Below are 12,406 nucleotides of genomic sequence, written 5' to 3'. Positions count from 1 at the left end.
TAAACTACTATATTTCTCATAATAATTGTACACTTAATAATAGAAGAAAGGGGTGTGTAAATGAAAAATGGAAAGTATACAAAAACAGAAAATAGTTGGGTGCTATATGATTGGGCGAATTCCGCTTATTCCATTGTCATCACAACTGCTGTTTTTCCGTTATTCTTTAAATCTGTTGCAACGGACGCTGGCATTGAAATGAATGATTCTACGGCTTATCTGGGGTATACCGTAGCGATCGCGACATTCATTTTGGCTATGCTTGGGCCGATTCTGGGAACAATCGCTGATTATAAAGGATTGAAAAAGAAATTCTTTTTCGCATTTTTCCTTATTGGATCCGTATCGACTGTATCACTGGCGTTTGTTCCAGACGGTTCGTGGTTGCCGCTGTTAATCATTTATGCAATTACGGCAGTCGGTTTTCATGGTGCAAATATATTTTACGATGCGTTCCTTGTTGACGTGACCCCTGAAGAAAAAATGGATGAAGTATCGTCCAGAGGTTTTGGACTTGGGTATATTGGAGGGGCAATTCCTTTCATCATCAGTATTGCAATTATTCTATTGGCAGAAAAGGGTATCATACCGATTGAAATGGCGATTGCTACTAAACTAGCATTTGTCATTACAGGAATCTGGTGGTTTGCCTTTACGATACCGATGTTGAAAAATGTCATACAGATTCACTCCATTGAACGTGAACCAAAGTTGCTGGCAGGGAGCTTCAGACGTCTCGGCAATACGTTCAAAGAAATAAAGAAGTATCGAACTGTGTTCATTTTCCTATTGGCATATTTCTTCTACATTGACGGTGTCGGTACGATTATAAGCATGTCGACCGCTTACGGTTCGGATTTGGGTATTGGTGCTACGGACTTGCTGATCATCTTATTAGTTACGCAAATAGTTGCTGCGCCTTTTGCCATTATTTACGGTAAACTTGCACATAAGTTCTCAGTGAAAACGATGTTGTATGTAGGGATATGTGTGTACATCATCATATGTATTTATGCGTTTTTCCTTTCGACGACGCTAGACTTCTGGATTCTTGCTATGCTTGTTGCCACTTCGCAAGGCGGAATTCAAGCATTGAGCCGCTCGTACTTTGCGCAACTGGTGCCGAAAGAAAAATCCAATGAGTTTTTCGGATTCTATAACATATTCGGCAAGTTTGCAGCTGTGATGGGGCCATTGCTAGTCGGTGTTACTGCACAAATGACAGGCAGCTCGGCATACGGCGTTTTCAGTCTTGTTATCCTGTTTATCATCGGTGGCATCTTGTTGAGAATGGTGCCAAAACCACAGAGTGAATTAGTTTAAAGAATTATAAAGAAGGCTGCACCCGATAGTGGGAGCAGCCTTCTTCTCATTTTGGTTCCATACGTTGCATTTGAAGAATACGGAAACCGTTCTTCTCCAATCTTTCACGCAATTTGTTCAGCTCATCTTCAGATTTACCGTTCTCTAATGTAATGACAACTCGTCTAGCGAGGGCAGATCCGTTATCAAGCGTTAGCATTCCTTCGATATTTTCGTCTTTCAATGTCGTCGTCAATTTCCGGATCATTCCACGTGCTTCAGTCGAAGCTAGTGTAATATTGATACCGCCTGTCTTTAGTCCGAATGCATCCTCAAGTACACTTTCAATCTTGTTATGTGTGACAATCCCTAACAACTTGTCATCTTTAATAACGCTAATGAATGGCAATGCTTTAATATGCAACAAAGCGTTCATGAATGAAGCATCTTCCTGCAAATACGTATCTTCGTGTTTTAAAAGATCTGTAATAGAAGCATTTTCATCGCCTTTTTCTTCATACAAGTACGATAGTAAGTCTACTTTGTAGATCATTCCTTTATACGCGTCGTGTTCATCGACTGCAGGAATAGAGCGAAAGCCTGCTTCGTTCAACTTCGCAAGTGTCTCTTTTGCAGTGGCGTCCGCTTTCACTGTAGCGACTGCCAATCTTTCCACTATTAAATCTCGAATATGCATAGTATTGCCCCCTGTTTTCTGAATTTCTGTGTAGTCATAATCTTTCGTTTACAGTTGCCTTTCATTATAATTCAAAAAGTGGTTAATGTACATGAAAACTTCACGAATGCGAAAGACCAGCCAGTAAATTTATTGTATAATGAAGGTAATTAGGATAGCGACCGGACATAAGTGACACTCCGGATGCCGGCCTTTAGCATTTTCGGGCTTAGACGGGGTATTGCTGTATAGAGTGAATGTTGTTTGCGCCTTCTTCATGTAAGAGGAGAACCTTTAATCGGTGAACTTCAATCGTCGTGTAAACCGCAATTGGTGCGGATGCCAACCTTTCTGATTATTGGAATTCATCTAAGCAACTTTTATCTCCTTAACCGATAATGCATGTCATGAAACACATTAACAGTTATGAAAAGAGGTAGTTGTCAATGGATGCTCATATGGAACGTATCAGAATTGAAGAACTGCGGAACTTGATCGTTTCGCCTGAAGAAGCGGCTTCATGGATCAAAGAGGGTATGACATTGGGACTTAGTGGATTCACAAGGGCTGGAGATGCAAAAGCAGTTCCACTGGCACTGGTGAAGCGGGCAGAAAACGAACAATTTAAAGTGAACGTATATACGGGCGCCTCACTCGGCTCGGATACGGACAGACTTTTCGCGGAAGCAGGCATCGTCAAAAAACGTGTACCATTCCAAGCGGATAAGACAATGCGCAAAGCCATCAATGAAGGCGCCTTGCTATTTGACGATCATCATCTATCCCAGACACCGGAATGGATCCGCAGTGGTGTAATCGAACCAATCGATTATGCAATCCTGGAAGCGGTGGCGATAACAGAAGACGGTATGCTTATCCCGTCAACTTCCGTAGGGAACTCCTTGTCTTTCGCCAAGCATGCAAAATCGATCATCATCGAAATTAATACCGCTCATACAGCGAAATGGGAAGGCATCCATGACCTGTATTATCCTGCATTCCAAGGAGAGCGTATTCCCATTCCTTTGACGAAGACGGATGACAGGATCGGATCCGTCGGCATTCCTCTTGATCTTGAAAAAGTGAAAGGAATCGTCTTGACGCATCAGATGGATTCTGAATCGACCATTACTCCACCAGATCACGAAACAGAAGTCATGGCAGCTAATCTGATTGCTTTTTTGCGCTCTGAAGTGAAAGCGGGCCGATTGACGAACCGTCTCGCTCCGCTACAGTCCGGTATCGGTTCTCAAGCGAATGCTGTATTACATGGATTGCTGGATTCGGAATTTGAAGATCTTGAAGTGTATTCGGAAGTGTTGCAGGACGCTGTTTTTGATTTGATAGATGCAGGAAAAGTGCGCTTTGCGTCGAGTGCGTCCATCACGTTATCGAAAGAGAAGATGGAGAAGGTATTTAATAATCTTGATGCCTATCGTGATAAATTAATCATGCGTCCACAGGAAATTTCAAACTATCCTGAAATCATTCGGAGACTTGGTCTCATTTCCATCAACACGGCTTTGGAATTCGATATTTATGGCAACGTCAATTCCACACATGTGACAGGAACGAAAATGATGAACGGGATTGGCGGTTCCGGTGATTTTGCCCGTAATGCGCGGCTTTCCATATTCGTGACGAAATCAGTCGGGAAAGGCGGCGACATTTCGAGTGTCGTCCCGTTCGTTTCACACGTCGATCATACGGAACATGATGTCGATGTCCTGGTGACAGAATACGGTTATGCGGATTTACGTGGACTTGCACCAAGGCAGCGGGTAGGTCTCATCATCGCAAACTGTGCACACCCCATGTATCGTGAACAGTTATGGGCCTATTATTATGAAGCATTAGAACGCGGCGGCCACACGCCACACGTATTAGAAAAGGCTCTTTCTTGGCACGTGAACTTGCAACAACACGGGTCAATGCTTGTGCGAAGTGAAAAGCAACGTATTTGAATGAACAATAAAGATGACAGACACTTTCTTCTTTCCATATATCGGAAATGGGAGAACGTCTGTCATCTTTTTTCATTTCTACATCTTGTCGATGAACATCGTTGCGATACCAAAATAAATGAGCAGCGATAAAATGTCATTGATCGTCGTAATGAGTGGTCCGGAAGCAACAGCAGGATCCACTTTGAACTTATGAAGGATCAAAGGAATAATCGTACCGGCAAACGTACCGATAATGAGTGTCGCAATGAGAGATACGCCAACGACGAGTCCCAGTACGAAACTGCCTTGCCATACATAGGCAATGACAGATATAACCGCGCCACAGACGATACCGAGCATGATTCCGACAAGCAATTCCCGGAAAATGAGTTGGATCGACTTCTTAAGCGATAATTCCTCTGTTACTAGGCCACGGACGACAACAGCAAGTGACTGTGTACCTGTATTACCGGTCATTCCAGCAATCATCGGCATGAAAAAAGCGAGAGCGACGACTGCTTCTAATGTCGCTTCGAATTTGGAAATGATGCTGCCTGAAACGAGCCCGATGAACAACAACAGAATGAGCCAAGGCAATCGTCTATAAGTGGCGACAATCGGTTTTGTATGGAAGTCGATCTCTTTACCCGAAGCGAAGAGCATTTCAATATCTTCGTTCGCTTCCCGTATGACAATGTCGAGGACATCATCGGCAGTAATGATACCAACGAGGATATCTTCATCATTGACGACTGGAACGGAAAGGAAGTCATGCGTGCCAATCATTTTCGCAACATCACTCTGTTTCGTCGTTTCACGTACTTTGTACAAATCCGTTGCCATGACGGAAGTGATCGGACTGCTCTGATCACATAATAATAAATCGCGATAGGACGCGACCCCGACAAGCCTTTTCTGATCATCGATAATGTATACATAATTCAAGTAATCCGCGTACTCTTTAAAATGCTTCAATTTGTCAATCGCTTTTTGGACGTTATACGACTCGTGCACCCAAACATATTGGCTGATCATTGCGCGTCCTGCACTTTTCTTTGGGTATTTCATCTTCAGACGAATATCCCTTTTCCCTTCAGCACGCATTTCTGCAATGAGTTTCTCCACTTCCTTCTCAGGCAAGTCCGTCAATAATAGTGCTAAATCATCACTCTTCATACGGTCAAGCAATTCTGTAGATCGCATCGGACCAATCTTCTTCAACAGACGTAACTGTTCATTTTTTGTTAAATACCTTAGAAGGGTGGCAATTTCATCCATATTCAGCCATTCCAGGAACAATGTCCTCCGTTTGCGCGGCAATGTCCGGTAATGCGTAGAAAGATCATAGGGACTCAATTCATCCATGATTTTTTTGAACGTATCTTTTTGCCCTTCTTTCAACGTATGAAGAATTGCGCGGGAAATCTGTTCTTTGTCTTGAACTTTATTCATAGGATTCTATTCACCTCTTATTTAATAAAATTAACTAATATAAGAGCCACGATTACTCTAGCTATCACCCTATTCCCGAGTTTTCTTATTGCAAACAAAAATTAGAATCTATTAAAAATATGTTTAATGGCAGAAAAGCAGGGAAATGGGTTAGAGAGCAAGCAAAAAAGGCCGGAGGGTTTTACGGCTTAAAAAAGGGAGAAATTATAAATGAGAAATTGGAAATCGCTATTATTTGTCATGATGGCAACAATGCTTGTACTTGCAGCATGTGGAGGCGACAAAAAGTCTTCTAAAAGCGCAGACAATGAATTCGGTCTCGTGAAAAAAGGAAAATTGACGTACGCGGCAAGTGGTGTTTATAAGCCGTTCAACTTTGAAGAAGACGGTGAACTGACAGGTTTTGATATGGAAATCGGAGCGGCCATCGCTGAGAAGATGGGACTAGAACCTAATCCAGTGACGAACCCGTTTGAAACAATTCTGCAAGGACTCGTTGCCAATAAATACGATGCAATCATCGGTTCAATGGCGTATACGAAAAAACGTGCGGAACAAGCAGCATTTACGGAACCGTATTATTATTCGGGCGGGATGATCTGGGTTGCTAAAGGCAACGACGAGATCAAGTCTCCTGAAGACCTGAAAGGCAAAAAGATCGGTGTCGTATCCCAATCTACGTATGAAGAACCTGCAAAAACGCTATCTGATGACATTCAGTATTACGCTAGTGATGTTGTCGCATTGCAGGATTTGACGATCGAGAACCGTCTGGATGCAGTTATTACAGCAGACATCGTTGGTTTTGAAGCGATCGATAATGGATTTGAGATTAAAGAAGTAGGAAACCCGCTTTGGGTCGAGCAGCCATCGATTGCGGTGCACAAGGATAATGAAGAGCTTCGTGACGCGATTGACAAAGCGCTCCAGGAAATTATCGATGACGGCACATATGAGGAAATTTCAATGAAGTGGTTCGACCGCAATCTGTTGGATATCGATCTGGAAGATGCAGAGCTACTGGAATAATAACTGATTTTGGAATGGGAAGAGGGAGTGGCCATTGCCTGAAATATTCATAAGATTATACGATGTGTTCATGAGTACGTATGAAGGATTCTTGAAAGCTGTACTGATCACACTTGAAATTACGGCAATTGCTGTCGTGTTGGGAACCGTTTTCGGGATCATCTTCGCTTTGATGAAGATTTCAAGATCTAAGATCCTGCAGACGATCGCCAATTTATATATTACGATTATCCGCGGTACACCACTAATCGTACAAATCATGTTTTTATACTTTGGAATCACGTCAATTGTTGTCCTGTCTAACTTCTGGGCAGGCGCGATTGCATTAGGCATTCATAATGGAGCCTATATTGCGGAGATATTCAGAGGAGCGATCCAAGGCATCGACCGGGGGCAGCGGGAAGCGAGTCTCGCTCTGGGCATGAACCGCACACAAACGATGCGCAGAATTGTATTCCCGCAAGCATTACGCCGTGCGATTCCGCCACTCGGCAACCAGTTCATCATCACGCTGAAAGACTCTTCTTTAGTGTATCTGATCGGGGTTTCCGAACTGTTCGGGCGGGCGAACCGTGCAGCGGCTTCAAACTTCATGCAGTTTGAGACGTTCCTCGTTGTTGGTATGTATTACCTCGTCCTCGTTCTCATTTTCACTTGGCTATTGAAGCTGTATGAAAACAAACTGAATGTGGATGGATCGTAATGAGGAGGAATACAGATGATTAAAACGATAGATCTTCATAAGTCTTATGATAAATTGGAAGTGCTGAAAGGAATCGACCTCGACATCCATCCGGGTGAAGTCGTCGTTCTTGTCGGCGTCAGTGGATCAGGGAAAAGTACGTTGCTCCGCTGCCTGAATTTCTTGGAAGTGGCGGAAACGGGGACGATCACAATAGATGGCCGTCCGATTGATAGAAAGAAAGACGATCTATCGAAAGTACGTGCGGAAGTCGGGATGGTTTTTCAGCATTTCAACCTGTTTCCGCATAAATCGGTGCTTGAGAATATTATGGAAGCACCGTTGATCGTGAAGAATGAAAACAAAGCGAAAGCGAAGCAGTTAGCGCTGGATTTACTGGAGAAAGTCGGGCTTTCCGATAAAGCGGACGTCTACCCAAGTAAATTATCAGGCGGACAAAAACAGCGTGTCGCCATCGCGCGAGCTCTTGCGATGGAACCGAAAGCCTTGCTATTCGACGAGCCGACATCAGCGCTCGATCCGGAGCTTGTCGGCGAAGTGCTTCAAGTCATGAAAGAACTAGCCGATGAAGGGATGACAATGGTCGTCGTCACACATGAGATGAAATTCGCCAAAGAAGTGGCAGACCGGATTATCATGCTCGATGAAGGGCGCATCATCGAAGACGCAGACCCTGATACATTCTTCAACCACTCAACAAACGAGCGGACGAAACAGTTTTTAGAGATGGTGAATGTGTAAAAGCTTCTATTATATATGTATATAAATGAAATGCAGCTTCCTATTGTAATGGGAGGCTGCTTTTCATTTATAAAAAATCGCTATAATTCCTTCGTGAGTAAAGAACTCTCATCAAAAGAGAGGCAGCCATAAACAATGGATGAATTACGCAAAAAAACTTGCAGACCTCTATGCTGGAAATGGCAAATATAAAAAAGCGGTGGATTTTTATAAAATGATAGTTGGCTGAAAGGGTGGCTGAGATGAAGAGATGGATGTTTGGATTTCTTATTGTATTTGGAAGTGCGGCTGCTTTCCAAGTGAGTGGAGAAGACGAAGAACTGCCAGGAATTTCAGAAGAATATGCAAATGAATTGTGAAATCCCTGTCATTTGCGCAAATGCCGTCTGAAAATGCTCTAAAAACGCTACTTTTCACAGCTCATTTGCGCAATAAATAGTTATGGACAATATTGGTGGAATATGGAATGATTGAATTGTAAGAACTATCGGCCGATATTCTTCGTAAGAGTTTCTTTTTTATACTAAAAAATAGAGATGGAGGAATAAATTTATGAAGAAGATTAAAGTATTATCTTTAAGTTTAATCGCCGCTTTATGTTTAGGATTATCAGCACCATTCTCAAGTGTCCAAGCTTCTGATAACGTTAACGCGCAAATTACTCCCATGGCAGATAGGATATTTGTGGAACAACTTAAAGCTCCAACATATACATCAGCTATTTGGGTTACAGAAGTCCGAAACGGAAAAACGTACTCTGGGTATCTGTACAATAGAGGTTTTCATCCTACGAATGGATACTCGATATTTAATGGTTGGCTCGATGCTGCTCCTTACGTAGATCCATTTCTGCTGGAAGATAATTAATATATAGAAAAGTCGTACAGAACATTTTTTAATGTACCCCTTTAAGTTGATATTGTGTAAATGCACTAATGTTTATACTACTGCTTAAAGGGGATTTTTTATATTGGCAATCGGAAAATGAACATTTATAAAAAGTAATATTGAATCAGAGTAGGTAAGGTTTGTAAAATACGAAGAGGAATCACTGAATAATGTTCAATGATATGGGGGTGTGAGTTGATGAAAAAAATAAATGCCTTTATGGTTAAAGGGATTATCAAAAGCAAATACGTCTTGTGGGTATCGCTTGTATTGATTGTTTTTATACTATTACTTTACGGAATCAACACTACACAATCAGGGGCAACTAAAAAAGAGTTACAGGCTACTTTTGAAAAACGGTTAGAGAATATTGATTTTTTAATTGGAAGAGCTTTAAACAAGAAGAGGAATATTGGTTTATCAGAAGAGGCGGAACGTGGATTAGATAGTTTATTAATCCAAGAAGAATATTTAAAAACAATAGAAAGTAAGTTAAATGATGGAGATTTAGATATTTCATCCGAAAATCTAGATTATATTAAAGAATACAGAGTGTATGAAAGTTATATTTCCATTCCTTATCAAAATAAAGATGTTTTGCATATCGAACAACGGAAAGCCGAAATCTTAAAGAAGTATAATTTATCCTACACTGAACAAGAGACTCCTTATAACACTGCTTTGTTTACTAAGAAATTACTTCAATTATTATTCAGCCCAATTACCGCGTTTCTATTTTTACTTATTTTCATCTATAAATATAAATCGGATGAACAGAATCGAATATTTGATTTTTTAAAAGTGAAATCGTTATCGAATCCTGCTATCTATTACGGCTATTTGATACCATTTTTACTAATCGTAGTCGGATACATAATTCTGGCAAGCTTCTTATCATTTCTACCTCCTTTGGTCACTGGAAATTTGAATACAATCCACTATCCAATTGAAGTTGTAGTGGGTGCAGATACATTGATGGTACCTGTATGGAAATGGCTTCTCTATATTCCGATAGGCTGGGGAATTTTTGTTTCATTGCTGCTCGTATCGGCAATTTGTTTATTCAAACAACGATTTAGTATGGGTATGTTGCTAACCATAATTGCTTTGCCTCTCATAATGGCTTATATTATCTCAGTTCAATTCGGTTTTTACATCGTTAATCCAATCCATTTAATTGTTTCATACGAAATGCATCTACTGCCTATGCATCGTTTTGTGTCCTATTTGGTTGGTATGTCTGTTCTGCTTATTATTTTTTTAATCGCTTCCTATCCGGTTTTTAAATCGAAAGGATTGTCCATTAAAACCCTTGCGCTCAATTCTACCCGAAAACAGTATGAGCCAAAAAGCAGATGGAAGCTGATTCAATTTGAACATCTAAAAAAGAAGCGCAAAGGTCATGTGCTCTTTTCGCTGATTCTGTTAGTTGGAATTATCGGTGGGACGTACATCTTTGTTAATCAACAATATCAAAATCTCCCCAAAACATATTTGCTAGTAATCGAAGAACAGCAAAAAATCTTCGTTGAACAACAAATGCATTGGAAAGTGCTTGAAGAAGAGTTTGATATGGAAATTGAAATGCTGCGTGCTGATCACGAGGAATCCGGTGAAGAGACGGAGTTCGTTTCCGTCGAAAATCCATATAAAATTATGATTGAAGATATGGATTTCTCCTATCACTTGTTAGATGATTTAAAGAACGAAATTGGAGAAAAGAACTTTCCTGAAAAGTTTCGGGAAACAATGAATACAATACAAATGGAAGGATCTTATAAAGAATTAGATCGTAATCTATGGGATGTCACGGTAATGGCTTCTGAAGAGCAACAACGTATTCTGGCGGAAGAGCAAATTACGCCATGGCCTATTGGGCATCTGTGGATTTCACATTTTCAGAATCCAAGCATGGCTCTTGATGACGTTCATTACACATTACTCAAAGCGAATCAAGAGCGGAATACGAAGTATGGAAATAGTGGTCTGTTTTCTGTCTACAAATACTTGAATTGGAATATGATGTTGTTTGTAATGGGCGTTTTCATCCTTTTATTATGGACAAGCTTGTCCGATGAGCGACAGCTGAATCCGTCCATCAATTTCCTGAAAACCAAAACGATTCCTTTCCGCTCAATCTACGTAAGCAAGTGGGCTTACAATCTAATGATTGCTTACGGATTGCTTGTTCTATGTGGGGGCATTGTATTCCTACTCAGTTCACTTATAGGTGGTATAGGTGAATCGCAATATCCGATTTTAGTATATGCGACGGGGAGTTATGAGGATGCTTTCACCTTAGAATTGTCGCCTGATACTACTTCTAATGAAAGTGCCGACGATGGCGTATTTTATTCTTATGGAGATAATGTCAATTTCTATTTTGAAAGTTTGCTCATCCTTATCTTGAAGAGCGGCATGCTGATTATAGCCCAAATCTTCTTCTTGAACAGTTTGTTTAGCTTGGTGGGCAGATGGGTGAAGAATCATTATGTGACGATTATCATCACGTTGCTGCTGGTATTTGCTGGCTATTTCTTGGCTAGTCAGTATGTGTCGGCAAGATATATTTTTTTGAATCCTTTCACGTATTTTGATACATGGAATGTCGTGGATGGTTGGAAATCGATTGTCGCGAATTCAGCTGCTGTGAACTTCATCAATGGAAGTATCATTCTATTTGTCAGTGGAATCCTGTTGTTCATCATCGGCTTACTATCAGGAAGGAGGAAGGCGTAATATGTCGATTCTAAAAGTCGATCAGCTTACGAAGAACTATGGTAAACGAAGTATCCTGAAAGAAATTACGTTTGAAATGAATGAAGGCGATATCATCGGTCTTGTGGGGCCGAATGGGGCGGGGAAATCCACTTTGATGCGTTCTATTTTAGCATTGGAAGATGTGGAAAGCGGCTCAGTGCGGATTCAAGACATTTCTAACCAGAATCCTGAATTCTTCAGGTATGTCACATTCCTACCGAGTGATAACTACCTCTATATGCAACTGACGGGATACGATCATTTGGCATTTGTCGCGAACATTTATAATCTGGACAAGAAGGAAATCGATGAAGTTATACAATTGATAGGAATCCGGACGTATGTCAATGATCCAGTTAAGTCCTACTCATACGGCATGCGACAGCATCTGCTGATTGCGTTAAGTATCCTGACAAAACCGCTCATCATCTTGATGGATGAACCTTTTAATGGGTTAGATCCGACAAGTGTAATTGAACTGAAGGAATTGATCCGCGCATTACATGCCAAGGGGATTAGCCTACTCATTTCCACACATAACCTTGATATATTGGAAGATTTGACGAGCACGATCTGGTTCATCAAAGATGGCGAGTTGGTTAAAAATGATATGCTGCTTGACGGGAATGATCCGTTTCAAATTGAAGTTAGGGTGCCAAATGAAAATTCACTTGAAATGTTGATGACGGACAGTCAGTTGCCCTATCGTATACTGGATAATCGCATATTTACGGATCCGGCATATGAGTTGGAGAAATATCTTGAATGGTTGATAAAGAATGGAGTACTCATTCAATCAGTGAATCGTAGTAAACGGAACTTGGAAGAAATGTATAAGAGTTTTTATGAGGTGAATGTACGGTGAAAGTGTTGGTGGTTGTGTGCCGCGATATAGGAAAAGAGGCGGAC

10 protein-coding genes are annotated in these 12,406 nt (G+C 41.1%); 8 read left to right on the top strand and 2 right to left on the bottom strand.

Features of this window, described 5'->3' with window-relative positions; translation table 11 throughout:
• Positions 1-60: 60 nt before the first annotated feature.
• Positions 61-1,323: an MFS transporter gene (locus tag H9649_RS05820; protein WP_191693780.1), complete on the top strand. Its 1,263-nt coding sequence runs from the start codon at positions 61-63 to the stop codon at positions 1,321-1,323.
• Between the two features lie 46 nt (positions 1,324-1,369).
• Here the strand turns inward: H9649_RS05820 and H9649_RS05815 are convergent, their stop codons facing one another.
• Positions 1,370-1,999, bottom strand: coding sequence for a CBS domain-containing protein (locus H9649_RS05815; protein ID WP_191693779.1), 630 nt, complete (start codon positions 1,997-1,999; stop codon positions 1,370-1,372).
• 425 nt (positions 2,000-2,424) lie between these two features.
• Here H9649_RS05815 and H9649_RS05810 point away from each other — a divergent pair, with 425 nt between their 5' ends.
• Complete coding sequence (locus H9649_RS05810) at positions 2,425-3,942, top strand: succinate CoA transferase (protein WP_191693778.1); 1,518 nt, start codon at positions 2,425-2,427, stop codon at positions 3,940-3,942.
• A gap of 78 nt (positions 3,943-4,020) precedes the next feature.
• Here H9649_RS05810 and mgtE read toward each other — a convergent pair whose 3' ends face one another.
• The gene (gene mgtE, locus H9649_RS05805) at positions 4,021-5,376 is read right to left on the bottom strand and encodes a magnesium transporter (RefSeq protein ID WP_191693777.1); all 1,356 of its coding nucleotides are present in this window, start codon (positions 5,374-5,376) and stop codon (positions 4,021-4,023) included.
• Positions 5,377-5,586: 210 nt separating this feature from the next.
• On the opposite strand from mgtE, the gene H9649_RS05800 reads away from it, so the two are divergent.
• The 6 genes from H9649_RS05800 to H9649_RS05775 all read left to right on the top strand — a co-directional run bounded on the left by H9649_RS05800 (position 5,587) and on the right by H9649_RS05775 (position 12,362).
• Complete coding sequence (locus tag H9649_RS05800; protein WP_191693776.1) at positions 5,587-6,405, top strand: transporter substrate-binding domain-containing protein; 819 nt, start codon at positions 5,587-5,589, stop codon at positions 6,403-6,405.
• 70 nt (positions 6,406-6,475) lie between these two features.
• A complete protein-coding gene (locus H9649_RS05795) occupies positions 6,476-7,108 on the top strand; it encodes an amino acid ABC transporter permease (protein ID WP_191693904.1) in 633 nt (210 codons plus the stop codon).
• Positions 7,109-7,123: 15 nt separating this feature from the next.
• On the top strand, positions 7,124-7,849 hold the full coding sequence (locus tag H9649_RS05790; protein WP_191693775.1) for an amino acid ABC transporter ATP-binding protein: 726 nt from the start codon (positions 7,124-7,126) through the stop codon (positions 7,847-7,849).
• 552 nt (positions 7,850-8,401) lie between these two features.
• Complete coding sequence (locus tag H9649_RS05785; RefSeq protein ID WP_191693774.1) at positions 8,402-8,716, top strand: hypothetical protein; 315 nt, start codon at positions 8,402-8,404, stop codon at positions 8,714-8,716.
• A gap of 219 nt (positions 8,717-8,935) precedes the next feature.
• Entirely contained in the window at positions 8,936-11,476 is a 2,541-nt protein-coding gene (locus H9649_RS05780) for a hypothetical protein (RefSeq protein ID WP_191693773.1), read from the top strand.
• Position 11,477: 1 nt separating this feature from the next.
• The gene (locus tag H9649_RS05775; RefSeq protein WP_191693772.1) at positions 11,478-12,362 is read left to right on the top strand and encodes an ABC transporter ATP-binding protein; all 885 of its coding nucleotides are present in this window, start codon (positions 11,478-11,480) and stop codon (positions 12,360-12,362) included.
• The last annotated feature ends 44 nt before the right edge of the window (positions 12,363-12,406 follow it).

It is taken from the genome of Sporosarcina quadrami, from assembly GCF_014836615.1.
GTDB lineage: Bacteria > Bacillota > Bacilli > Bacillales_A > Planococcaceae > Sporosarcina > Sporosarcina quadrami.
Note: the sequence above shows the minus strand (reverse complement) of the source record. Positions and strands in the feature narration are given on the sequence as shown.